Source organism: Arthrobacter sp. Soil762, assembly GCF_001428335.1.
Lineage (GTDB): Bacteria > Actinomycetota > Actinomycetes > Actinomycetales > Micrococcaceae > Arthrobacter.
In genome coordinates, this window is the sequence record NZ_LMSG01000021.1 from 217,560 (window position 1) to 240,965 (window position 23,406).

At 65.3% G+C, this 23,406-nt stretch carries 22 protein-coding genes; 18 read left to right on the forward strand and 4 right to left on the reverse strand.

All coding sequences use genetic code 11. From position 1 onward, the window contains the following. Positions 1-18 precede the first annotated feature (18 nt). Positions 19-1,167: a DUF4439 domain-containing protein gene (locus ASG77_RS18705; protein ID WP_056348378.1), complete on the reverse strand. Its 1,149-nt coding sequence runs from the start codon at positions 1,165-1,167 to the stop codon at positions 19-21. A gap of 106 nt (positions 1,168-1,273) precedes the next feature. Between ASG77_RS18705 and rimP the strand changes: the two genes are divergently transcribed. From rimP to rbfA, 5 genes are all read left to right on the forward strand, one after another. Beyond that, positions 1,274-1,888, forward strand: a complete 615-nt coding sequence (gene rimP / locus ASG77_RS18710) for a ribosome maturation factor RimP (protein ID WP_056348381.1) — start codon at positions 1,274-1,276, stop codon at positions 1,886-1,888. After that, positions 1,888-2,868, forward strand: coding sequence for a transcription termination factor NusA (gene nusA, locus ASG77_RS18715; RefSeq protein WP_056348384.1), 981 nt, complete (start codon positions 1,888-1,890; stop codon positions 2,866-2,868). The genes rimP and nusA overlap by 1 nt, the downstream gene beginning before the upstream one ends. A gap of 172 nt (positions 2,869-3,040) precedes the next feature. Continuing rightward, entirely contained in the window at positions 3,041-3,418 is a 378-nt protein-coding gene (locus ASG77_RS18720; RefSeq protein WP_056348386.1) for a YlxR family protein, read from the forward strand. A gap of 152 nt (positions 3,419-3,570) precedes the next feature. After that, positions 3,571-6,486: a translation initiation factor IF-2 gene (gene infB, locus ASG77_RS18725; protein WP_056348389.1), complete on the forward strand. Its 2,916-nt coding sequence runs from the start codon at positions 3,571-3,573 to the stop codon at positions 6,484-6,486. 244 nt (positions 6,487-6,730) lie between these two features. Then, positions 6,731-7,240 carry a 30S ribosome-binding factor RbfA gene (gene rbfA / locus ASG77_RS18730; protein ID WP_056348392.1) on the forward strand — a complete coding sequence of 170 codons (510 nt, stop codon included), beginning with the start codon at positions 6,731-6,733 and terminating at the stop codon, positions 7,238-7,240. A gap of 74 nt (positions 7,241-7,314) precedes the next feature. On the opposite strand, the gene ASG77_RS18735 is transcribed toward rbfA, so the two are convergent. Further along, positions 7,315-8,412 (reverse strand): ScyD/ScyE family protein, encoded by a 1,098-nt coding sequence (locus ASG77_RS18735; protein WP_056348395.1) that lies wholly within the window; start codon positions 8,410-8,412, stop codon positions 7,315-7,317. A gap of 181 nt (positions 8,413-8,593) precedes the next feature. Here ASG77_RS18735 and ASG77_RS18740 point away from each other — a divergent pair, with 181 nt between their 5' ends. Further along, a complete protein-coding gene (locus ASG77_RS18740) occupies positions 8,594-9,079 on the forward strand; it encodes a nucleoside deaminase (RefSeq protein WP_056348399.1) in 486 nt (161 codons plus the stop codon). A gap of 14 nt (positions 9,080-9,093) precedes the next feature. Continuing rightward, complete coding sequence (gene trxA, locus ASG77_RS18745) at positions 9,094-9,528, forward strand: thioredoxin (protein WP_056348490.1); 435 nt, start codon at positions 9,094-9,096, stop codon at positions 9,526-9,528. A gap of 11 nt (positions 9,529-9,539) precedes the next feature. On the opposite strand, the gene ASG77_RS18750 is transcribed toward trxA, so the two are convergent. Beyond that, positions 9,540-10,700 carry a pyridoxal phosphate-dependent aminotransferase gene (locus tag ASG77_RS18750; RefSeq protein WP_200950802.1) on the reverse strand — a complete coding sequence of 387 codons (1,161 nt, stop codon included), beginning with the start codon at positions 10,698-10,700 and terminating at the stop codon, positions 9,540-9,542. A 69-nt stretch (positions 10,701-10,769) separates the two neighbouring features. Here ASG77_RS18750 and truB point away from each other — a divergent pair, with 69 nt between their 5' ends. From truB to ASG77_RS18805, 11 genes are all read left to right on the forward strand, one after another. Then, positions 10,770-11,768: a tRNA pseudouridine(55) synthase TruB gene (gene truB / locus ASG77_RS18755; protein WP_235564663.1), complete on the forward strand. Its 999-nt coding sequence runs from the start codon at positions 10,770-10,772 to the stop codon at positions 11,766-11,768. A 3-nt stretch (positions 11,769-11,771) separates the two neighbouring features. Then, a complete protein-coding gene (locus ASG77_RS18760) occupies positions 11,772-12,125 on the forward strand; it encodes a hypothetical protein (RefSeq protein ID WP_056348408.1) in 354 nt (117 codons plus the stop codon). Between the two features lies 1 nt (position 12,126). Next, positions 12,127-12,609, forward strand: a complete 483-nt coding sequence (locus ASG77_RS18765; protein WP_056348410.1) for a hypothetical protein — start codon at positions 12,127-12,129, stop codon at positions 12,607-12,609. Positions 12,610-12,750: 141 nt separating this feature from the next. Continuing rightward, positions 12,751-13,734, forward strand: a complete 984-nt coding sequence (locus tag ASG77_RS18770; protein WP_056348413.1) for a bifunctional riboflavin kinase/FAD synthetase — start codon at positions 12,751-12,753, stop codon at positions 13,732-13,734. Between the two features lie 40 nt (positions 13,735-13,774). Continuing rightward, positions 13,775-14,629, forward strand: a complete 855-nt coding sequence (gene kynA, locus ASG77_RS18775; protein ID WP_056348416.1) for a tryptophan 2,3-dioxygenase — start codon at positions 13,775-13,777, stop codon at positions 14,627-14,629. Between the two features lie 8 nt (positions 14,630-14,637). Continuing rightward, positions 14,638-15,885, forward strand: coding sequence for a kynureninase (gene kynU / locus ASG77_RS18780; RefSeq protein WP_056348491.1), 1,248 nt, complete (start codon positions 14,638-14,640; stop codon positions 15,883-15,885). Between the two features lie 215 nt (positions 15,886-16,100). Beyond that, on the forward strand, positions 16,101-16,370 hold the full coding sequence (gene rpsO / locus ASG77_RS18785) for a 30S ribosomal protein S15 (protein ID WP_056348417.1): 270 nt from the start codon (positions 16,101-16,103) through the stop codon (positions 16,368-16,370). Positions 16,371-16,618: 248 nt separating this feature from the next. After that, positions 16,619-18,871, forward strand: coding sequence for a polyribonucleotide nucleotidyltransferase (locus tag ASG77_RS18790; RefSeq protein WP_056348496.1), 2,253 nt, complete (start codon positions 16,619-16,621; stop codon positions 18,869-18,871). Positions 18,872-18,979: 108 nt separating this feature from the next. Then, positions 18,980-20,323, forward strand: coding sequence for a M16 family metallopeptidase (locus ASG77_RS18795; RefSeq protein WP_056348420.1), 1,344 nt, complete (start codon positions 18,980-18,982; stop codon positions 20,321-20,323). Positions 20,324-20,354: 31 nt separating this feature from the next. Beyond that, positions 20,355-20,816, forward strand: a complete 462-nt coding sequence (locus ASG77_RS18800; RefSeq protein WP_056348425.1) for a DUF1579 family protein — start codon at positions 20,355-20,357, stop codon at positions 20,814-20,816. 246 nt (positions 20,817-21,062) lie between these two features. Then, a complete protein-coding gene (locus ASG77_RS18805; protein ID WP_056348427.1) occupies positions 21,063-22,202 on the forward strand; it encodes a helix-turn-helix transcriptional regulator in 1,140 nt (379 codons plus the stop codon). 12 nt (positions 22,203-22,214) lie between these two features. On the opposite strand, the gene ASG77_RS18810 is transcribed toward ASG77_RS18805, so the two are convergent. Next, on the reverse strand, positions 22,215-23,406 hold a 1,192-nt coding region (locus tag ASG77_RS18810; RefSeq protein ID WP_082576153.1), incomplete at its 5' end, for an HNH endonuclease signature motif containing protein.

Here is a 23,406-nt window from a genome sequence, read left to right on the forward strand (position 1 = left end):
CAGTGTGCCGTGCCTTGGCTACGAATTGCCGGGAGTGCTGGTTGTGGAAGTCCCCAGAGTTGAGACAGGCTCCGGCAGTGGCGGCAGGAGCGCTTCGTCCAGGACCATGCCGGGGACCGGGCCTGGCGACGCACGCCAATGGACGGTTCGCCGGGCCGCCGACTGAAGTGCTGAGAGTGCCCATACGCGTTCGCGCCCCTCGCTGAGTGCCACCACGTCGCCGAGTACCGGAAGTGTCCCCGACTCCAGGGTTCCCAGCCCAACTGCAGGGTCGGCCAGGAACGCCTGGCTCAGGACATAGCCGGGCTGCCTCGGGGGTACCGTGGCGCAGCGGGACCTGCCCATGGCCTCCGCTTCGCCCCGGAGGACGCCGTGCTGGGCCAGGAAGATCGACGCCGGTGCAGCGGACCCGGAGTTAAGCCTGGTCAGCGCTGCCTGGTACGCGTAGACCAGTTCCAGCTCGCTCTCCACGGCTAGGGCCAAGGCTGAGCCGAGGTCCACGCCAGTGCTGGCGTCGGCGGCAGCTGCTTCGCTGGGACAGTTGGTGGCTGCCGAGGCCGTAACAGGTGTGGTGGGCGCCGGCGATGCGGTGGGGGAGGAGTCAGCGTCTGCAAGAGGTGCCAACGTGATCCCGGCCGCCGAGGCCAGGTCCTCTGCGGCCAGGAGCTGGGCAGTGCCGGTGCCGGCGAGAAGGCGGGCCATTCCGCCGTCGGCTATTTCAGCGTCCTGGAGCCGCTGTGCCCCGCTTGCCTGGAGGGCGGCGGCGAAGTCCGCGGTGGTCGACGGCGGCGTGACCGTGGCCAGCGCCGTGGCCGGGGAAGCAGCCGCGCCGTCCAGGGCAGGATTGCCGGACGCAACATCCGGCAGCATCAGCGCCTGTGCCTGGACAGTCAGCAAAGTCACAATCCGGGCCAGGGCGGAGGCTTGCGAAGCCGGCGCGGTGGCGCCGGCAGTGCCTTCGAGGTCCAGGCCAGCGGCCCTGAGGGTCAGGGAATCCGCGAACGCGGATGCCCTTGCCTGCTCGGAAAACGGCGGCACCGCAGGCGGGGACGGTTCGCGGGGGATGAGCACCACTCCGAGGCTCACCACCAGAAGCGCGGCCAGCGCAAAAACGGCGTACTGGAAATAACGCCTGCGGCGGCCGGATTCCTGCGTGTCGTCTTTCACAACAGACCATGTTCTCACGCCTGATGCGAATCTTCGTGCACCACTGTGGCCGGAAAATCGTTAGGCTAGTAGTCACAACATCATCTATTGGAAGGCGGCCGGCATCGTGAGTAATGCAGAAGCCACGACTTCATCAGACGCTACCGGAACGGGTACCGCTGTTGCTGCGCCCGCCAACAATCCCGAAGCCGTAAGGCTCCGGGCGCTGTTGGAACCGGCGGTCCAGGCCAACCGCCTGTACCTCGAGGACGTATCCATCCTGGCCGGTTCACACCGCGTGGTCCACGTGGTGGTCGACCTGCCGCAGGAGGAAACCGGCGGCGTGAACCTTGATGTCATCTCTGACATCTCCAGGGTCCTCTCCGACGTCCTGGACAATGATCCCGCAGACGACGGGCGCCCCTACGATCTCGAGGTTTCCTCCCCGGGCGTCGCGCGTCCCCTCACCGAAGTCCGGCACTGGCACCGCGCCCGGGGCCGGATGGTCAAGGTAAACGTCATCCAGGGCGAAAACGTCACCGGCAGGGTCCAGTCCGTGGACGATTCCGGCGTCACCATCATCCCGGAGATCGCCGTCAAGAAGGGCATGAAGCCCAAGCAGGGCGAGCCCCAGATTCTTCCTTTCGACAGGATCCGCAACGGAAAAGTCGAGATCGAATTCAGCCACCTCGAAGAAGCTGGTCTGGAACCTGAGCACAATGGACCTTCTGAGGAGGCCTGATGGATATTGACATGAGCGCGCTGAGACTACTGGAGCGTGAGCGCGAAATTCCGCTGGACCTCCTGATCCCCACCATCGAGCAGGCGCTTTTGGTGGCGTACCACAAATCGCCCGGCGCCTTCGAGAAGGCCCGGGCCGAGCTGGACCGCAAGAGCGGCCACGTAACCATCTGGGCAGTGGAGATCGACGACGACGGCGCCCCCATCGGCGAGTTCGAGGACACGCCTGCCGGCTTCGGCCGTATCGCGGCGAGCACCGCTCGCCAGATCATCCTGCAGCGCCTGCGCGACGTCGAGGACGACGCCATCCTGGGTGAGTTCAAGGGCCGCGAGGGTGAACTTGTGGCCGGCCTGATCCAGCAGGGCAACAACCCGCACATGATCCAGGTCAACCTGGGTTCGGTGGAGGCCCTGCTGCCGCCGCCCGAACAGGTGCCGGGGGAGAAGTACACCCACGGCAACCGGCTCCGCGCCATCGTTATCGATGTCCACCGCGGCACCAAGGGCCCGTCCGTCACCCTGTCCCGTTCACACCCGGGCCTCGTCCGGAAGCTCTTCGAACTGGAGGTCCCGGAGATCGCGGACCGCTCTGTTGAGATCGTGGCACTGGCCCGCGAGGCCGGCCACCGTACCAAGATCGCGGTCAAGGCCCACACCCAGGGCATCAACGCCAAGGGCGCCTGCATCGGCGAAATGGGTTCCCGCGTCCGCGCCGTTATGACGGAACTGAACGACGAAAAAATCGACATCGTCGACTTCAGCGAGGATCCGGCTACGTTTATTGCCAGTGCACTTTCGCCTTCGCGTGTGAATTCGGTCACCATCGTGGACGAGGCCACCCGCTCCGCGCGTGTGGTGGTCCCGGACTACCAGCTCTCGCTGGCCATCGGCAAAGAGGGCCAGAACGCCCGGCTGGCGGCCAAGCTCACGGGCTGGCGGATCGATATCGTCTCTGACGCTGCCCCGCAGCGCGAAAGCTAAGCCCCTTCCGGGGCGACGGCCGGCGGCGCATGCCTTCGGCCCAAGCCCCGGTTTCGGGCAGAACTGCCCCGAGGGGCTAGAATAGACATGACCGCGCCTAACGGCCGGTATTCGTGTGCCCTGAGAATTCCCGTTCCGCCAATGTGCGGTGGGGACCTGAGGGCCGGCAGTTATGAACGTCAGGAAGATACTCACCGTGGCAGAAGTGCTTCACACCGAGGATCAACCGCAGCGTACCTGCATCGGATGCCGGAAAAAGGCTCCGCGGTCTGAGTTACTCCGGCTCGTCGCCGAAGGCAGCGGTTCCACCGCAGTGCTGGTAGACGAACGACGCCGGATGGCTGGCAGGGGTGCATGGCTGCACCCCAGCGAAGCGTGCCTGGCCCTGGCGGTCAAGCGGCGAGCATTCGGAAGGGCCCTCAACGGCGCAACCGGGTCCACCGCCGTCGAACGCCGGATCATGGCAGGCAAGCAGGACGCCGGCCCGTTGCAGATGCCCCTGGTAGCTGCAGCAAAAACCGTCCAACCTGAAAGCGGGTCAGAAAACTGATGGAAACCCGATGAGTTCCCAGCGATGAGTGCGCAACGATGACAACTTTGTTGCGCTCTGCAATGGGCCCTGTAGTTGCAACCGCGGCTGGGGCCCGCAGTAAGAAGTAGACGGTTCGTGCCTGGCTCGGTGCGGACCGAGACAGGAGAAATGTGGCCAAGGTCCGCGTACATGAGCTTGCTAAAGAGCTCGGTATTACTTCCAAAGATGCAGTAACCAAACTGCAGGAACTGGGCGAATTCGTTCGCTCCGCCTCTTCAACCATTGAGGCCCCGGTGGTGCGGAAACTCCGTAACGCCTACCCCGACGCAGCTGCCAAAACCGCAGCTCCGGCAGCAGCGCCCAAGGCGCCTGCCCCGTCGGCCGACACACGACCCGCAGCACCTGCTCCGGGCCCCGCAGCTCCCTCAGCCCCGGCGGCACCAGCTGCTGCGGCTCCGGCTGCACCCGCTCCGGTTTCCGCAGCTCCTGCCGCACCTGCGGCAGCACCCGTTGCGTCAGCCCCCGCCGCAAGTGCACCGTCCACCGGCGCCAAGCCCGGTGCCCGTCCGGCACCGAAGGCTGAAGCCCCGGCCGCACCGACCCGCTCCGGCGGATCAGCACAGGGTGGTTCGCAGGGCGGCTCCGCACCTCGTCCCGGCGGTCCCCGTCCGGGCAACAACCCGTTCGCCACGTCCCAGGGCATGCCCCGCGGCCGCGGTGGCGACGGAGAGCGTGCTCCCCGTCCGGGTAACAACCCGTTCGCTCCTTCGCAGGGCATGCCCCGCGCGGGTGGAAGCCGTCCCGACGGCGACCGTCCGGGTGGTCCGCGTCCCGCGGCCGGTGCCGGTGGCCCCCGTCCGGGTGGTCCGCGTCCCGCAGCAGGTGCCGGTGGCCCCCGTCCGGGTGGTCCGCGTCCCGCAGCAGGCGCCGGCGGTCCCCGTCCGGCAGGTGCCGGTGGAAACCGTCCTACTCCGGGCATGATGCCCAACCGCACTGAGCGTCCCGCACCCGCTGGTGCAGGCCGTCCCGGTGGCGGCGCCCGTGGTCCCGGACGTCCGGGTGGCGCTCCAGGCACTGGTGGCGCACCGGGTGCCGGTGGCGGCGCTCCGGCCGGCGGTGGCTTCGGCAAGGGCGGCCGCGGTCGCGGTGGCACCCAGGGTGCTTTCGGTAAGGGCGGCGCAGGCCGTGGCAAGCAGCGCAAGTCGAAGCGTGCCAAGCGCCAGGAACTCGAGCAGATGAGTGCTCCGTCGCTGGGCGGCGTGAGCGTACCCCGCGGCGACGGCAACACCGTAGTCCGGCTTCGCCGTGGCTCGTCCATTACGGACTTTGCCGACAAGATTGAGGCAAACCCCGCAGCACTGGTGACGGTCCTCTTCCACCTCGGCGAAATGGCCACGGCCACGCAGTCGCTGGATGAAGAGACCTTCGCACTGCTTGGCGAGGAGCTTGGCTACAAGCTCCAGGTTGTCTCGCCGGAGGACGAGGAGCGCGAGCTGCTCTCCGGCTTCGACATCGACTTCGAAGCAGAACTCGAAGCCGAAGGCGACGAAGACCTCGAGGCACGTCCTCCGGTTGTCACCGTTATGGGCCACGTTGACCACGGTAAAACCCGCCTGCTCGATGCCATCCGCAAGTCCGACGTTATGGCGGGCGAACACGGCGGCATCACGCAGCACATCGGTGCTTACCAGGTCACGCACACCCACGAAGACATCGATCGTAAGATCACCTTCATCGATACTCCGGGCCACGAGGCGTTCACCGCCATGCGTGCCCGTGGTGCGAAGGTCACCGACATCGCCATCCTGGTGGTCGCAGCGGACGACGGCGTAATGCCGCAGACCGTTGAGGCACTCAACCACGCGCAGGCAGCAAATGTGCCGATCGTGGTGGCTGTGAACAAGATCGACAAGGAAGGCGCCAACCCGGAGAAGGTCCGCGGCCAGCTGACCGAGTACGGCCTGGTTCCCGAAGAATACGGTGGCGACACCATGTTCGTGGAGGTCTCTGCCCGCCAGAACCTCAACATTGACGAGCTGCTCGAGGCTGTCCTGCTCACCGCGGACGCTGCCCTGGACATGCGCGCCAACCCGAACAAGGACGCCCGCGGTATCGCGATCGAAGCCAACCTGGACAAGGGCCGCGGTTCCGTGGCCACCGTCCTGGTGCAGTCCGGCACCCTGCGTGTCGGTGACACGATCGTGGCCGGTACGGCTCACGGCCGCGTCCGCGCCATGTTCGACGACGACGGCAGTGTCCTGACCGAGGCCGGCCCGTCCCGCCCCGTGCAGGTTCTGGGTCTGTCCAACGTGCCGCGCGCCGGCGACACCTTCTTTGTGACCGCTGACGAGCGCACCGCCCGCCAGATTGCCGAGAAGCGTGAAGCAGCCGACCGCAACGCCGCCCTCGCCAAGCGCCGCAAGCGCATCAGCCTGGAAGACTTCGACCAGGCCGTGGCCGACGGCAAGATCGACACCCTCAACCTCATCCTCAAGGGTGACGTGTCCGGTGCCGTGGAAGCCCTCGAAGACGCACTGCTCAAGATCGACGTCGGCGAAGGCGTGCAGCTGCGCGTCATCCACCGCGGTGTTGGTGCCATCACGCAGAACGACGTCAACCTGGCAACGGTCGACAGCGCCGTTATCATCGGCTTCAACGTCAAGCCTGCCGAGCGTGTTGCCGAACTGGCAGACCGCGAAGGCGTGGACATGCGCTTCTACTCCGTCATCTACGCAGCAATCGATGACATCGAGATGGCCCTCAAGGGCATGCTCAAGCCGGAGTACGAAGAGGTCCAGCTGGGCACCGCCGAGGTCCGCGAAGTGTTCCGCTCTTCCAAGTTCGGAAACATCGCCGGTTCCATCGTTCGCTCGGGGATCATCCGACGCAACACGAAGGCCCGCATCAGCCGCGACGGCAAGATCATCGGTGAGAACCTCACCGTTGAGACGCTCAAGCGCTTCAAGGACGACGCCACTGAGGTCCGCACGGACTTCGAGTGTGGTATCGGTCTTGGTTCGTTCAACGACATCACCGAGGGCGACATCATCGAGACCTTCGAGATGCGCGAAAAGCCGCGCGTCTAAGTTGTCTTAGCTTTACAGGTGCGGGGCCGCTGGGATTCTTCCGGCGGCCCCGCCCCTTCGCTGGGTGGCCAACGTCTTACGACGCCGGCCACCCAGCTTCGGCAGGCCCGATGCCACTCCCAGGCCGCCGGAAGAATCCCAACGGGGTCCGTCGTAGGCTTGCCTTAGGCGCGTGGCATCCAAACTAAACGTCCGACGCAGCCGCCAAGCCGCCGTCGTACGTTCCAAATTTTTAGGAGTGGAAATGGCTGATCCCGCACGGGCTGCCAAGTTGGCGCAGCGGATTAAGGTTGTTGTTGCGGAGGCTTTGGGCCGGAAGGTCAAGGACCCTCGGCTGGAGGGCATTACTGTTACCGATGCCCGGGTGACCAATGATCTGCAGCATGCCACGATCTACTACACCGTTTTCGGCGACCAGGCGATCCAGGCTGATGCTGCCAAGGGCCTGGAGAAGGCCAAGGGTGTGCTCCGCCAGGAGGTGGGGCGCAACGTTACTGTCCGCCTGACGCCGACGCTGGAATTTGTGGCGGACCAGATCCCCGTCGTTGCCTCGAACCTGGAGGACCTGCTCCGGGCCGCCAAGAAGCGCGACGCCGAGGTGGCTGCGCTGGCCGAAAACGCCAAGCACGCCGGCGACGCCGATCCGTATAAGAGCGACATTCCCGCCGATGTGGAGATCGACGAGGACGACTTCGACGAAGAGGATATTGACCTCACGGACGACGAAGACCTCGACGAAGACGCCAACAAGTAGCTTCACGCGAAGAAGGCCCGGACCCGAAGTTGGGGTCCGGGTCTTTTTCGTCTGCGGGATGTTCCCTGCGATTCCTACCGGATACTGGCCTTCAGGACCGTTCCCGCGGTGAGGTCAGCGAAGCTGAAACCGGCTGTGGCATAGAGGGTTTTCCCTCTCAGCTCCACCGCGGCAGGACCGTCGACGGCCAGGAACTGTGACTGTTCGCGGGTCCAGACGTCGATCCTGACGATCTCATTGCCGAACATCGAAGCTGCGTAGACGTCCCCACTGCCGGATACCGCGATGCCGGTGGGGCTCAGGATCTCATCGGCCCACAGGTGGATCGCCCCGGTCCATGGATTGACCCGGAAGATGGCACCGCGGTGGCCCAGGGAGGGATCCTCCGGACCGCCCGGCAGCGACGAGACGTACAGCCATCCGTCGGGGCCGATCTCTACATCGGTGGGCACCGGTTCAAATGCGTAGTCGTGTCCGACAACGCAGGACGGGAAGCCAACAGCCGCGGCAGCCTCTGCAGTGGCTTCCGCCGGACGCGGAGGCAGGACCGCGAGGGTGGAAGTCTCCCCGGTGGCGGCGTTGACCTTGAGGATGGCATTCATCCCGGCGTCGGCCACGAAGACGGTATTGCCGTAAACCGCTGTGGCATAGGGGTGTGAATCGACCGCCCCGGAATATTGTGCCGGCGGGAACGGCGCCGTAATTTGGGCCAGGCACTCGTCGGTCACATCGGATCCGAAGCCGTAGTCCTGGAATCCGTCCGCATTGTTCTTACGTTCAAAGGCCGCGAGGTCCACAATGGTCCTGACCTCCCCGCGCTTGTTGATCGACTTCAAATAACCGGCCAACTCGTCAGGCACCCCCTGGCCACCCCCGACGCTTTCGACGAAAAACGTGGTGGTGCCCCGTGTCTCAACGCCGCTGACGTCCCAGCCGGAGTTTGTGTAAATGTTGCTGATATGTCCGTCATCGTCGACGCGGTCCAGCGTGCCAGCAAAGTTCTGCGTGACCAGGACGCTCTTACCAGGCCCAAAAGCCAGGCTCAACGGCGTCATCAGGTGCTCCGCCAGGGTTTCGGGTCCGGACGGTTTCTGCGTAGCCGTGGCGGGCGCGACCGGGATGATCATCGCCGCTGCTGCCAGGCACGCGACGATCGGAAACTTCTTGTTCATTGGATCCTCCGGAGTTGACGTGCACCCCGTCGCCGGGGTCTGGCCTGAGACCAAGTCAATGCGATCCGAACTACCCCCGGCGCTAGGTTAATCCCGCGAAAGGGATGACGTCGACGGCATTTCCCCCTAATGTGCCCCCTATTTTGAACCGGAAAACCTGGGTCATGGCTAGGATCTAGTTATGACGCAGGCAAGCGACAACCACGAGGCCACCCGCTACCTGGAACAGGCCATTGAGCTGGCTGTCCGGAACGTCTCCGACGGCGGCGGGCCGTTTGGTGCGCTGGTGGTGACCCCGGATGGCCGGGTCCATGAAGGCATCAACCGGGTCACCCGGGACAACGACCCCACCGCGCATGCCGAAGTGGTGGCAATCCGCGCGGCGGCAGCCGCAAGCACCACGTTCGACCTGAGCGGTGCCGTGCTGTACACCAGCTGCGAGCCGTGCCCGCTGTGCCTGTCAGCCGCGCTGTGGGCGCGGATTGATCGTGTCTATTTTGCGGCCGACCGTCATGGGGCTGCCGCGGCCGGTTTTGACGACGCCGTGTTCTACGAGTATTTCAACGGCACCCGTCCGGAACTGCTGCCGGTCGCCCAAACGGCCATTACGACGTCGGACGCTCCGTTTGACGCGTGGCGCGCCTATGCGCACCGCACTGAGTACTGAGCCCGGTGGCACCGGTGGCACCTGCGCTGATCAAATGCCCCAGTTGCGGCAAGACGAACCGCGTCCCGGCCGCCGCTTCCGGCCGTCCGCGCTGCGGCAACTGCAAGCTGGGGCTGCCTTGGATCACCGCGGCCGGGGACGATGACTTCGCCGCCGTGGCGGAGCAATCTCCGGTTCCTGTGCTCGTTGATTTCTGGGCAGCCTGGTGCGGGCCTTGCCGGATGGTGAGTCCAGTCCTGGACAAATTGGCCACGGAACGGGCCGGTGCAATCAAGCTTGTGAAAGTTGATGTTGACCGGGCGCCGCGACTTTCGGGCCGGTTCGATGTACAGGCCATTCCCACCTTGATGGTCATGGATGGGGGCAAGGTGCTGGCCAGGCAAGCAGGGGCAGCGCCCGCTGCGACCCTACGGTCCTGGCTCGATTCAGCGCTGGCCAGCCGAGGCTAAACGCCGAGGTTCTAATTGCGCTCTGGCAAGCGGCCCAGGCCTACGACGAGCTCCGGCCGGCTCCCGCACAGCGCGATCCGCACCCAGCCCTCGCCAATCGAGCCAAACGCAGTTCCCGGCGCGAACGCGACGCTGGAATCGGCGAGGAACCGTCGGGTCCAGCTGCGGACGTCCCCGTCGCTGACGTGGGAGACATCGGCCCAAAGATAGAAGGCTCCCTGTGCGCTCAGGTACGGGATTCCTTTGGCCGCCAGCACTGCTGAGGCCGCGTCCCGGTTGGCCCGGTAGTGGTCCTGGGCGTGACGGACGTAGTCCTGCGGGCCTGTCAGGGCCGCGAGCGCCGCATACTGCGACGGGGATGCAACGCAGGAGACAATCGCTTCCATCACGTTGTTCATCTTCTGTTCCAGCCCCGGCGGACAGACCAGGGCGCCGATCCTCAGGCCCGTCAGGCCGTACGTCTTCGAGAGAGTCAGCGACGTGAACACGCGCGCCTCGCCGGGGACGTCGCTGTCGAACCGCGCGGGGCTGACGTGGGGGACGTCGTAGGTGAAGGCCTCGTAGCATTCGTCGGAAATGATCCAGAGATCGTGCTTGCGGGCCAGGTCCACAAGCTGCCGGGTCAGGTCCCCGCCGAGGACGGCGCCCAGCGGGTTCGATGGGGAGTTCAGGATGAGCACCCGGGTCCGGTCCGTGATGAGCGCCTCAACGTCCTGGATCCGCGGCTGGAAGTCATGCTCGGGATACAGCGGATAGCCCACCGGCACGGCATTCAGGAGCCGGCTGGTCATCGCGAAGGTGGGGTAGCCGGGGTTCGGGATCAGGATCTCGTCGCCGGGGGAGAGCAGGAGGCTCATGGCGAAGTGCAGGCCCTGCTGCGCGCCGTCCACCACGTACACCCGCTCGGCACCGAGGCTGGTGTTGAGTCCGGCGCGTTCACGGAACCTGGCGGCGAACGCTTCACGGAGGGCCGGGATGCCGGCGTTGGGCGTGTAGTTTGTTTCGTCCCGGTCAAGGCACGCCATGCCGGCTTCCAGGATGTGGCGGGGGAGCGCGAACCCCGGCTCGCCAATGCTCAGGACGATGGCCCCGGGAGTATGCCAGGCGGCCTCGGTGATTTCCCGGATCTGGTTGACGGGGACGTCGCGCGCATGCGCCGCAAGCTCAGGCATGGATGCCATCCTAGCCGCCACCGGCGCACCTGGGCGGGGACCGTCGCCAGCGCCGATATACTGGGAAGCGTGCTTTCTGGACTGGTGATAGTGGACAAACCGCAGGGATGGACCAGCCATGATGTGGTTGGTCGGATGCGGCGTCTCGCCGGGACCCGGAAAGTGGGGCACGCCGGCACCCTCGATCCCATGGCTACCGGCGTCCTGGTGGTCGGCATCAACAAGGCCACCCGGCTCCTGACTTACATTGTGGGCACGTCCAAGACGTACACGGCAACCATCCGGCTGGGCCAGTCCACCATCACGGACGACGCCGAAGGTGACGTGATTGCCGCCGTCAGTGCCGCCGCCGTCGCCGACGAAGCAATTCACGACGGCGTCGCCGCCCTCACGGGTGAAATCCAGCAGGTGCCCAGCAGCGTCAGTGCCATTAAGGTCAACGGTGAACGTGCCTACGCCCGGGTCCGCTCCGGTGAAGAAGTAAAGCTCGCGGCGCGCCCGGTCACCATCCACCGTTTCGAAATTCACGCCATTAACCGGGAAGCCGGCGGCGAGGTCGTGGACGTTGAAGTCACGGTGGAGTGCTCCTCCGGTACATATATCCGGGCCCTCGCCCGCGACCTTGGCGACGGGCTGGGAGTGGGCGGCCACCTCACCGCCCTCCGCCGGACCCACGTTGGCCCGTACTCACTGGATCAGGCCCGGACGCTGGAACAGCTGGCCGAGGAGCTTAATGTCCTGGAAATGTCCCAGGCAGCCAGGGCACTGATGCCCAACCGCGAACTCACGGCGGAGGAGACCACCGAGATTTCCTTCGGCCGCCGGATCGCAGCCGGAGCGGAAGCGGGCGATCCCGCGGCCGCCACCGCAGAGCACCCAGCGGCGGCGTTCGCGCCTGACGGCAGCCTCGTGGCGCTCCTGGCGGACTCCGGAGACTTTGCCAAGCCCGTCCTGGTGTTCGCGCCGGGCAACGGTGCGTCCGGAAATACAGCGTCTGGGAATGCTGCGGCCGGGAAAGCAGCGGGCGGGGATACTGCGCCTGGGGATGCTGCGGGCGGGGACGCCTAAGGCATGGACGCCTATTTCTACATCATCCTGGTGGTCGGCTTGCTCTCCAGCGGAATCTGCCTCGGTGCCGGCATCCTCAAAAAAGCCCCCAACGACCTCACCATCCTCTCCGTGGCCGCCGTCGAGCTGGCACTGCTGGTTTACCTGGTGGGCTCGATCGTAAGGGTCATCGCGGGCGAACCGATTGCCGGCGAAGCCTGGGAATTCTGGGGATACCTGGCCACCGCGATGCTCCTGCCGCCGGCAGCGGTGTACTGGTCCATCCTGGAACGGACCCGCTGGAGCAACTTTGTCCTCGGCGCCGTCGGTGTCACGGCCTTGGTGATGGCCGCCCGCATGAACCAGATCTGGTACTGAAATGGAAGAAGTACGCAACGTGAAAGCACCTCGTTCCGAAGCAGCCCGTGCCAAGGCAGAGGCCAAGGCCGGCGGCAAGGACACCCGGAACACCGGCCCCGGACGTCTGCTCATCGCCGTCTATGCGGTGTTTGCCATTTCTGCGACCGCACGCGCCGGCTACCAGATCCTGACCAAGTTCTCCGAGGCTCCGCTCGCGTACCTGCTTTCCGCGTTCGCGGCGCTGGTCTACTTGGTGGCCACGGTGTCGCTGGCCAAACCCGGCCGCACGTGGTTCAAGGTATCGTTGGCCGCCGTCCTGGTGGAGCTTGTCGGGGTGCTGGTGGTGGGGGCGTTGAGTGTCTTCGATCCGGTGGCGTTCCCGCATGAGACCGTCTGGTCCCTGTTCGGCCGGGGCTACGCCTTCATCCCGCTCGTGCTGCCGATTCTGGGCCTGGTGTGGTTGTACAGGCGCCGGCCAGGCAAACGGCAGGACGCCGCCTAGTCCCTTTCCGGCCATGGCCCGGCCGCCCGCCACGGACTGCGGCGCCGTCCGGAGGCACCCGTGTTAGCGGGTAATCTTAGATAGTTCCGGCGCCGGTGCGTTCGGAGAGATGTCAGTTTTAGGCAGTAAAAGGCGAGGGTGATGGTCTACATCTGGAACGATCCGTCCGAAGTCCCGGCGGACTTTGGTCCCTCCGTTGTCACTTTTGGCAACTTCGACGGCGTCCACCGCGGGCACCAGCAGGTGCTCTCCGAGCTCATCCGCTCGGCCCGGCTCAACAAGACCAAAGCCGTTGCCGTCACCTTTGACCCGCACCCGGCCCTGATCCACCGCCCGGAGTCCGCGCCGGAAATGATCATGGGCCTGCAGGACAAACTGGTGGCATTGGGGGAGCTGGGCCTGGATGCCATTTTGGTGATGAAGTACTCGCTGAACCTGGCCAGTCTCACCCCTGAGGAATTTGTCAGCCAGGTCCTGGTGGACAGCCTGCACGCCAGCCACGTGGTGATCGGTCACGATTCCCGGTTCGGCCGCGGCAACTCCGGTGACCTTGACACCATGAAGCAGTTGGGCGAAAAGTTCGACTTCGACGTCCAGGTCATCAGCGAGTTCGGTTCTGAAGGCTACCCGCTCCATGACGACGGCGGCACCGACCGCCGCTGCTCCTCCACCTGGGTGCGTGAGGCATTGCAGGAAGGCGACGTCGCCACCGCCGCCGCGGTGCTGGGACGACCGCACCGTATGCGCGGCGAGGTTGTCCACGGTGCTGCCCGCGGCCGTGTGCTCGGGTTCCCCACCGCCAACCTTGCCCCTCAGGCCAGCGGGTTCATCCCCGCGGACGGAATCTATGCCGGCTGGCTGGTGGACCAGGCCGGCACGCGCTGGCCCGCCGCCATCTCGGTGGGGTCCAATCCCACGTTCGACGGCGTCAGCCGCCAGGTCGAAGCCCATGTGATCGACCGTCCGCACGAGGCCGTGGAGGATTTCGATCTGTACGGCCAGACAGTAGTCGTCGAATTTGTGTCACGGCTCCGCGGCATGGTGGCATACCGTGGGCCGGAGGCGCTTGTTGACCAGATGCGTCTGGACGTTATTCAGGCCCACGATCTCCTGGTGCGGCGCTGACCGGGTCCCACCCGCAACGAATAGCCAGAGAGGCAGCACAGTGGCCGTCGAGAAGAACACCCGCAAACTGGACAAGGGCATAGTCCGCGATTTCAGTTCCCGGATGAGCTACGCGTCTTACCTCCAACTGCCCACCCTGCTCAGTGCACAGCAGCCGGTCAGCGCGCCCGAACACCACGACGAGCTGCTGTTCATCATCCAGCACCAGACCACCGAGCTGTGGCTGAAGCTGGTCCTGCACGAGCTCCGCAGCGCCGCGGCCTGGCTGCGCGCAGACGATCTCGGCTCCGCCCTCAAGGGCATCGCACGGGTCAAGCACATCCAGAAAACCCTGACGGAGCAGTGGTCGGTCCTGGCCACGCTGACGCCCACGGAGTACTCCCAGTTCCGCGGGTTCCTGGGCAACTCGTCCGGCTTCCAGTCCAGCCAATACCGGGCCGTCGAGTTTGTCCTCGGCAACAAGAACCGCAAAATGCTGCCGGTGTTCGAATCGGACCCGGAAGCGCACGCCATGCTGGAGGAGTTGCTGAACGCGCCCAGCATCTACGACGAGTTCCTGGCCTACCTGGCCCGGCAGGGCTTCGATGTTCCACACTCCGTGCTGGAGCGGGACGTCACCCGCGCCCACGAGTTCTGCCCCGAACTTGTACCGCTGTTCAAACACATCTACGAAAACGCCGCGGATAACTGGGGCGCCTACGAGGCCTGCGAGGAACTCGTGGACCTTGAAGATAATTTCCAGCTTTGGCGGTTCCGGCACCTCCGCACGGTCCAGCGGACCATCGGGATGAAGTCGGGAACCGGGGGATCCAGCGGCGCTGCCTTTCTGCAAAAAGCCCTTGAGCTCACCTTCTTCCCGGAACTGTTCGCGGTACGGACGGAGATCGGCCAGTGAACAGCGCAATGGACGAGAACATGGAAAATCACGACGGCGCCACCCTCCTTGAGCAGGCAGCGCAACTGGACGCAGCTGACCCGTTGGCGCGCTACCGCGGCCTCTTCATCGGGACGGACACGGACCTTTCCTACCTCGACGGCAATTCCCTGGGGCGCCCGTTGAAGCGGACACAGCGGGACATCAGCACCTTTATTGGGGAAGGCTGGGGCGGCCGGCTCATCCGTGGCTGGGATGAGGAATGGCTGGACCTGCCCCAGGCCATCGGCGATCAGCTGGGCCGCGCTGTCCTCGGCGCAGCCCCGGGCCAGACCGTCATCGCCGACTCCACTACGGTGGTGCTCTACAAGCTGATCCGCGCTGCGCTGGCCACCGTGGCTGACCCGGCCCGCACAGCGATTGTCCTGGACACGGATAACTTCCCCACGGACCGCTACCTGGTCGAGGGCATCGCCCGCGAGGAAGGACTCACCCTGCGGTGGATCGAAGCGGATCCAGCGTCCGGAGTCACCGTCGAACAGGTGCGGGACGCAACCGGCCCGGCCACCGCCGTCGTACTTTTGAGCCACGTGGCCTACCGCTCAGGCTTCCTGGCCGACCTTGCGGGCATTACGGAAGTTGCACACAGCGCGGGGGCGCTGGTGGTCTGGGACCTGTGCCACTCCGCCGGATCCGTGGAGCTGGACCTGGACGGGGCAAACGTGGATTTTGCCGCGGGCTGCACCTACAAGTACCTCAACGGGGGACCGGGCTCGCCGGCGTTCGCCTATGTCAACCGCCGGCACCTGCCCGGACTGAAGCAGCCCATCTGGGGCTGGATGGGGCGCAAGGACGCGTTCGAGATGGCCTCGGGCTACGAGCCGGCGCCCGGGATCCGGAGTTTCCTCAGCGGCACGCCGGCCATCTTCGGGATGCTGGCCATGCGTGGGACCCTTGACCTCATCGAAGAGGCCGGCATGGCTGCCATCCGGGAGAAGTCCCTGAAACTCACCGCGTACGCCGTGCAGCTGTTTGAGGCATGGCTGGAGCCGGCGGGCGTGGAGCTGGCATCGCCACGCGATCCGGAGCTTCGCGGGAGCCACATCACCCTGGATCATCCGGCGTTCCGGAACGTGACGGCGGCGCTGTGGGAACAGGACGTCATCCCGGACTTCCGCGCACCCCACGGGATCCGCGTGGGGTTGTCCCCCTTGAGCACCAGCTTCGCGGAGCTGTTCCGGGGGATGGCCGCCATCCGTGACCAGCTGGGTCGCTGAGCTACGGCCTTTTGGTGACGGCCGCGGCTGACGGCGGCGGCTGTTTCGACAAGATTGCGGCGGGGCCGGTAAACTAACAGATGGATCCGGCTGCAGTCCGTGGCGGCTGGTTCCTGCCATGTGTGGAAATTCCCTGGTTTCCGGGGAATCCCGCGCGGGCAGACCCGGCAGTGAAGTACTGAATCGGGCCTCACGGCACATCTCTAGGAGTTATTGTGGCACTTGACGCCGCTGTAAAGCAGTCCATCATCCAGGATTTCGCAACGTCCGAGGGCGACACCGGTTCGCCGGAGGTCCAGGTTGCAGTCCTGACTCAGCGGATCAAGGATCTGACTGAGCACATGAAGGTGCACAAGCACGATTACCACACCCAGCGCGGTCTGCTGGCCATGGTTGGTCGTCGCAAGCGTATGCTCACCTACCTCAAGAACACTGACATCACCCGCTACCGTGCGCTCATCGAGCGTCTCGGCCTGCGCCGCTAGTCAGCTTTAAGGGGCGGCCCCTTCCGTGACGGAAAGGGCCGCCTTCTTCAGAAGAAAACTAAACAGGAGGATCAACCGCATCACGCATTCGCGGTCCTCGGTAGTGATCCCCGGGAACGGCTTCGAAGAATGAAGCCCTCGGCCCGTGGGTCTCGATCGATGACCGGGTGCAGTGCAGGCCAGTAGACAGATGCTGGTTTGGGTTGATGCGGCTGGACTCCGTGAAACAAGAAACGGAGGTGACTCTCTTGGAGGGTCCCGAAATCCAGTTCTCAGAAGCAGTCATTGACAATGGCCGCTTTGGCAAGCGTGTAATCCGCTTTGAAACCGGCCGTCTTGCCAAGCAGGCAGCCGGCGCAGCCATGGTGTACATCGACGAAGACACCGCGCTGCTGTCCGCCACCACCGCAGGCAAGCACCCGCGCGAAGGCTTCGACTTCTTCCCGCTGACGGTTGACGTTGAAGAGCGCATGTACGCCGCCGGCCGCATCCCGGGCTCGTTCTTCCGCCGTGAAGGCCGCCCGTCCACCGAGGCCATCCTGGCCTGCCGCCTCATGGACCGCCCGCTGCGTCCGGCCTTCGTCAAGGGCCTGCGCAACGAGGTCCAGATCGTGGTGACCGTCCTGGCCATCAACCCCGACGAGCTCTACGACGTGGTGGCCATCAACGCCTCCTCCATGTCCACCCAGCTCTCGGGCCTGCCGTTCTCCGGCCCGATCGGCGGCGTCCGCGTTGCCCTCGTCGCTGACGAGCACGGTTCACAGTGGGTTGCTTTCCCCAAGCACTCCCAGCTCGAGAACTCCGTGTTCAACATGGTTGTGGCCGGCCGTGTTGCCGGTGACGACGTCGCCATCATGATGGTCGAAGCCGAAGCAACCGACAACTCCTGGAACCTCATCAAGGAACAGGGCGCCACCGCTCCCACCGAAGAGGTTGTCTCCGAGGGCCTCGAGGCTGCCAAGCCGTTCATCAAGGCACTCTGCGACGCCCAGGCGGACCTGGCTGCACGCGCTGCCAAGCCCACCGTTGAGTTCCCGGTCTTCCTGGACTACCAGGATGACGTCTACGCCGCTGTCGAGTCCGCTGCCGCTGAGAAGCTGGCCGCTATCTTCCAGATCGCCGACAAGCAGGAACGCGACGCTGCAACGGATTCGCTCAAGGACGAAGTCACTTCTTCCCTGGCCGGCCAGTTCGAAGGCCGCGACAAGGAGCTGTCCGCAGCATTCCGCTCGGTCACCAAGCAGGTTGTGCGCCAGCGCATCCTCAAGGACCAGATCCGCATCGACGGCCGTGGCCTGACGGACATCCGCCAGCTCACCGCCGAGGTTGAGGTTCTGCCCCGCGTGCACGGCTCGGCAATCTTCGAGCGCGGCGAAACCCAGATCATGGGTGTCACCACGCTGAACATGCTCAAGATGGAACAGCAGATCGATTCGCTGTCGCCCGTCACGCGCAAGCGCTACATGCACAACTACAACTTCCCGCCGTACTCCACCGGCGAGACCGGCCGCGTGGGTTCGCCCAAGCGCCGCGAAATCGGCCACGGCGCCCTCGCAGAGCGCGCCATCATGCCGGTGCTGCCGTCCCGAGAGGAATTCCCCTACGCGATCCGCCAGGTGTCTGAGGCTCTCAGCTCCAACGGTTCGACGTCGATGGGTTCCGTCTGCGCCTCGACGCTGTCCCTGCTCAATGCAGGCGTGCCGCTGAAGGCAGCTGTTGCAGGTATCGCCATGGGCCTGGTCTCCGACCAGGTTGACGGCCAGACCCGTTACGCAGCCCTGACCGATATCCTCGGCGCCGAAGATGCTTTCGGCGACATGGACTTCAAGGTTGCCGGCACCGCCGAATTCGTTACGGCCATCCAGCTGGACACGAAGCTCGACGGCATCCCCGCTTCCGTGCTGGCAGCAGCACTGAAGCAGGCCCGCGAAGCCCGCCTGCACATCCTGGACGTCCTGAACTCCGCGATCGACACCCCGGATGAGCTCTCCGAGTTCGCGCCGCGCGTCATTGCGGTCAAGATCCCGGTTGACAAGATCGGCGAGGTCATTGGGCCCAAGGGCAAGATGATCAACCAGATCCAGGAAGACACCGGCGCCGACATCTCCATCGAGGACGACGGCACGGTCTACATTGGCGCCACCAACGGTCCGTCTGCTGACGCAGCACGCTCCGCCATCAACGCCATCGCCAACCCGCAGATCCCGGAAATCGGCGAGCGTTACCTGGGTACGGTCGTCAAGACCACCACCTTCGGTGCCTTCATTTCCCTGACTCCGGGCAAGGACGGCCTGCTGCACATCTCCGAGCTGCGCAAGCTGGCCAACGGCAAGCGCGTGGACAACGTTGATGACGTGGTTTCCGTCGGCCAGAAGATCCAGGTGGAAATCACCAAGATCGATGACCGTGGCAAGCTGTCGCTGTCCCCCGTAGTGGCTGAAGAAGAAGGCGCCGAGAGCGTTGACGCTTCCGCTGCAGAGGGCGCTGCCGAAGCGGAGTAGTCCACTGACGCGGAGTAGCATCCTCCTCCACACAGCATGAATCGGCGGGGCCGGTGGATGATCCACCGGCCCCGAGCCAGATCCGGCTGCCGCTCCTGAAAGGCTTCAATGACTGTTGTACCCCTGCCGCTTGAGCAGAACCAGCCCGGCGACACCCTGGTCCACGGCTCCGACGGCGGCTCCGTTGTCCGGCGTTCGGTGCTGCCGGGCGGCGTGCGGGTGCTCACCGAAGCGATGCCGGGCCAGCGTTCGGCGACCATCGGTTTCTGGGTGGGCGTCGGGTCACGCGATGAAGCCCCGGGCCAGCACGGCTCCACACATTTCCTGGAGCACCTGCTGTTCAAGGGGACGAAGCGCCGCACTGCCCTGGAGATCGCCTCGGCCTTTGACGAGGTGGGCGGGGAGTCCAACGCAGCCACGGCCAAGGAGAGTACGTGCTATTTCGCGCGCGTGCTGGACACGGACCTGCCCATGGCCATCGACGTCATTGCCGACATGATCACCGGTGCCGTCCTGGATCCGGCCGAGATGGAGCAGGAGCGCGACGTCATCCTGGAGGAAATCGCCATGGACAGCGACGACCCCACGGACGTTGCACATGAAAATTTTGTGGCTGCCGTCCTGGGCACCCACCCGCTGGGCCGCCCCATCGGCGGCACGCCCGCCGCGATCCGCGCCGTCGCCCGCGACTCCGTCTGGGAGCACTACCGCCGTTACTACCGCCCGGATGAGCTGGTCATCACCGCCGCCGGGGGCCTGGAGCACGACGTCGTCTGCAGCCTTGTGGTGGACGCCCTCCACACTGCCGGGTGGTCACTTGAGCCGGACGCCGCCCCGGTGGATCGCCGCTCCACCGAGCGGGCGGACATCACCGGCACTGCCGGGCTGCATGTGGTCAAGCGTGCGGTGGAGCAGGCGAATATCATCATGGGCTGCCCCACGATTGTGGCCACGGATGAACGTCGCTACGTCATGAGCGTCCTCAACGCCGTCTTGGGCGGCGGGATGTCCTCACGGCTGTTCCAGGAAATCCGAGAAAAGCGTGGTCTGGTGTACTCCACGTACTCCTTTGCCTCCTCCTACGCGGACGCCGGCTACTTCGGGATGTACGCAGGATGCACTCCGTCCAAGGTCCGCCAGGTGCTGGACCTGCTGGGGCTCGAGCTGGACAAGCTTGCCGAAGGCGGCATCTCCGACGACGAACTGCGCAAGGCCGTGGGCCAGCTGTGCGGTGGAATTGTCTTGGCACTGGAGGACACGGGTTCCCGCATGTCCCGCCTTGGCCGTGCTGAACTCGTGTCCGGTGAATACCAGGACATCGACGAGACCTTGCGCCAGATCAAGGCGGTCACTGCGCAGGAGGTCCAGGAGCTTGCCAGGGAACTGGCAGCCGCCCCGCGGACTGTCACCGTGGTGGGCCCATTCGAGGAGACCGAAACCTTCGGTCTCTGACCGGCAGGCCTGCGCCCGCCATAATGAACCTATGAACTTTCCGCAGCCGGGCACGGTGCACGCCGTCCTGGAGAACTTCCTGGGCCATTGGCGCGGCACCACCCGGCTGGACGCGTCGGCCTGGGGGCCCAAGCGCACGGCCTCGGCGGAAATCAGTTACACCCGGGCTGCCGGGGGCTACGCCGTCGTGCAAAGTTACAGACACACCGAAGCCGATGGCACGCACTTTGAAGGCCACGGCGTTTTTACTGTCGACCGTGACCACAACGACATCCTCTGGTACCACGTGGACAGCATGGGCCTGCCGCCGGGAGCCCCGGCCCGCTGCACATGGGTGGACGGTGTGCTGCGCGTCGAGCGCCACAGTGACCGGGGGACTGCCCGCCATACTTTCCGAGTGGACAACGACGTGCTGATCCACACCGCCGAGTTGCGCCTCGGCGACGGCCAGGACTTTGTCCCGTTCATGACCTCCGAGTGCCGCCGCGTCTGACCCCATCCCGACTTCGTCCCACCTGCCGCGCGAACGGACACTTGGGGCCATGCAGAATTCGGACCGTCAGCCGGCTGATTCCAGAATCCTTGTCCGCGGTGCGCCGTTCAAGGCTGGCGCTGCGGAGGTCTCTCCTTAGTCAGTCGGTCCTGTCACGGTAACCACTGGACGAGATGGCGGGTATCCCAGAAATCTGGGGTCTTGGTAGAAAACCCCGGCGCTGTCCACAGAGGGCATACTGGGGGAATGACCCCCGGCGCGCCCTGGACCAGGAGCCTTGAACGGATCCGGCTCATCGGCGACTCCGCCCCGAATCACCACTCGTTACGCACTGCCGCGCTCGCTGAGTTGGGCCGGGTGCTTCCGTTCAGTGCTTTCGTGTGGCCGCTCTCAGATCCGCTGACGGCGACGGGCATGTCGCCCATTGCCAGAATTCCGTGCCCGGAGGAACTGCCGTTGCTGATCAGGCTCAAGTATCTGACGCTGGCAGGTCGGTGGACGCAGTTGGCGATCAGCCCGTCGCCGGTGACGACGCTGCTGCGCGAAACTGCCGGCAATCCATCACGGAGCCTGATATGGGATGGCCTGATGAAGCGCTACGGAGTGACCGATGTCCTGTTCGCAGTCCTGGCAGACAAACAGGGCTGCTGGGGTTGGCTTGACCTCTGGCGAACGGATCCGGACGATCCCTTTACTGTCGATGAAGTGGGATACGTCGCTGCCGTGGTGCACGAAGTGACGCCGGCTCTTCGTTGGTCGATAGCCCGGCAGTTTCTCAGGGATGTGGCCGGCGGACCCCACCCCGTAGGACACGAGGTAATCCGGGCGCGGGAGTCAGACGCCGGCGGAGGTCCGAGGCCGGATCTGCCACCGCAGGCTGTGCTGACTCTGGATGCGCATATGTCGGTTGTGGGTGGAACTGCTTCTGTGGAGGAATGGCTGGGACTGCTTCAGGCTGGCCCGCGACCCTTTGAACGGGTCCCGGCCGAGGTCCTCAACGTCGCTGCCCAGTTGCTGGCGCGTGAGGCTGGCGTGGATCATCATCCTGCCTCGGCTCGTGTGCACATAGGATCGGGCCAATGGGCCATACTCCAGGCCAGCCGGATCGACTCCACCGGCAAAGCGGCCATTCCGCCGTTGGCCGTTACCATCCAGGCATGCCCTCCGGAGGCGAGGCTTGACATGTTCGCCCGGAGTTTCGGGCTGACAACGCGGCAGCGGGAATTGCTTGAGCTTGCTGCCAGTGGCGCCGACACCAATGCGATGGCGGCTGCCTTGGGGATTGGGGCGTACACCGTTCAGGATCAGTTCAAACAGATTTTCGATACGTGCGGCGTCCATAGCCGCGCGACGTTGTTGGCCCTGGCGATGGGAACGGCCCAGTAACCGAAACGCGATTCAGCTCCGTGCCGGTGGTAGGCCCAGGTCCAGGCCCGGGCCTAGGTCCAGGTCCAGATCGAGTTCCAGGTCCAGGTCCAGGTCCGCGTCCAGGACCGAACCGGTGCTGGTGCCGGCGCCGGCGCCGGGCATGGGGATGTTGGCTGGCCAGTGGGGTGGTTCCCAGTCGGGGTGTTCGCTGGTGTAGTGCCGTCCGGACGGTGATATCCAGCCGGGTGGTTCGTTCTTAGTGGCGGTGGTGGGTTTCCAGGCTGTGGTGTGTTTGAGTCTGTGGTGGCGTGGGCACGGCTGGCCGAGGTTTGAGATTCCGGTGGTGCCGCCGTGGGCCCAGGCGAGGAGGTGGTCCGCTTCGTTGTCCAGGGATTGGTTGCTGCAGCCGGGGAACGGGCATTTTCCGTCGCGCAGCCGTAGCCATTGGCGTTGGGCTTTGGTGACCCGGTAGCTGGTCCGCCCGATCTCCAGCGGCGCCCCGTCGCGCGGGTCGGTCAGGACCCGGTGGAAGGACTCCGCGCCGTCKGCGATCAGTTGCCGGGCCATGGACGGCGGGATCGGCCCGTACCCGTCGAGCATGGCCGGTTCATCGGTGAGGCCCAGCAGCGAGAGGACCGGGACCGTGACGAGGACCTGCGCCTTCGGTGAGGGAACAACATCGGCAAGACCGCTGCTCCTTTCCCCGGCTGCATCACCGGTTCCGCCGGTCACGTCCGTCATGCCACCGGTTCCGGCGCCGGCGCCGGCGATGTTGTTGCCGAGGAGCCAGGTAGCGGCCACGTCCGCCCGCAGTTGGGTGAGGGTCCGGGATTCGTCGGGGCCCTGCAGGGCSCGGGCTGCGGTGGTGGTSCGGTTCCAGATCCCGGCTGCCTGATCGGCRGGRAGGTAGGCGGAGAGCCAGGCCATGCCGTCCCGGTCCGGGGMRTACTCCACCCGCCGSTCAGCGGCGCTGCGGGTGTGGCGTTTTTCGATGCTGACCGGATGATGCCGTTCCCGCCAGGYCCGKGCCTTRKSMCGGAACCGGCCTGGGACCATTTCCCCGGCCRGGCCACCCCGGGCCCTGTTCACCGCGTCAGGATCCAGGAAATGCGCCTCCAACGCGYGCTTGCCGGCAGGGTCCAGGTTCACGGTTTCATCGACCATGATCCTCGCGTGCTGCCACGAGATCGTGCCGGCCTGCAACGCCGAGAACGTCAACGGC

What these genes read in the sequence shown, in the direction of transcription:
- nusA (WP_056348384.1), top strand. Translation starts at nt 1,888, where the DNA reads ATGGATATTGACATGAGCGCGCTGAGACTACTGGAGCGTGAGCGCGAA.
- ASG77_RS18720 (WP_056348386.1), top strand. Translation starts at nt 3,041, where the DNA reads ATGAACGTCAGGAAGATACTCACCGTGGCAGAAGTGCTTCACACCGAG.
- rbfA (WP_056348392.1), top strand. Translation starts at nt 6,731, where the DNA reads ATGGCTGATCCCGCACGGGCTGCCAAGTTGGCGCAGCGGATTAAGGTT.
- ASG77_RS18735 (WP_056348395.1), bottom strand. Translation starts at nt 8,412, where the DNA reads ATGAACAAGAAGTTTCCGATCGTCGCGTGCCTGGCAGCAGCGGCGATG.
- ASG77_RS18740 (WP_056348399.1), top strand. Translation starts at nt 8,594, where the DNA reads ATGACGCAGGCAAGCGACAACCACGAGGCCACCCGCTACCTGGAACAG.
- ASG77_RS18750 (WP_200950802.1), bottom strand. Translation starts at nt 10,700, where the DNA reads ATGCCTGAGCTTGCGGCGCATGCGCGCGACGTCCCCGTCAACCAGATC.
- ASG77_RS18760 (WP_056348408.1), top strand. Translation starts at nt 11,772, where the DNA reads ATGGACGCCTATTTCTACATCATCCTGGTGGTCGGCTTGCTCTCCAGC.
- ASG77_RS18765 (WP_056348410.1), top strand. Translation starts at nt 12,127, where the DNA reads ATGGAAGAAGTACGCAACGTGAAAGCACCTCGTTCCGAAGCAGCCCGT.
- ASG77_RS18770 (WP_056348413.1), top strand. Translation starts at nt 12,751, where the DNA reads ATGGTCTACATCTGGAACGATCCGTCCGAAGTCCCGGCGGACTTTGGT.
- kynU (WP_056348491.1), top strand. Translation starts at nt 14,638, where the DNA reads ATGGACGAGAACATGGAAAATCACGACGGCGCCACCCTCCTTGAGCAG.
- ASG77_RS18795 (WP_056348420.1), top strand. Translation starts at nt 18,980, where the DNA reads ATGACTGTTGTACCCCTGCCGCTTGAGCAGAACCAGCCCGGCGACACC.
- ASG77_RS18800 (WP_056348425.1), top strand. Translation starts at nt 20,355, where the DNA reads ATGAACTTTCCGCAGCCGGGCACGGTGCACGCCGTCCTGGAGAACTTC.
- ASG77_RS18805 (WP_056348427.1), top strand. Translation starts at nt 21,063, where the DNA reads ATGACCCCCGGCGCGCCCTGGACCAGGAGCCTTGAACGGATCCGGCTC.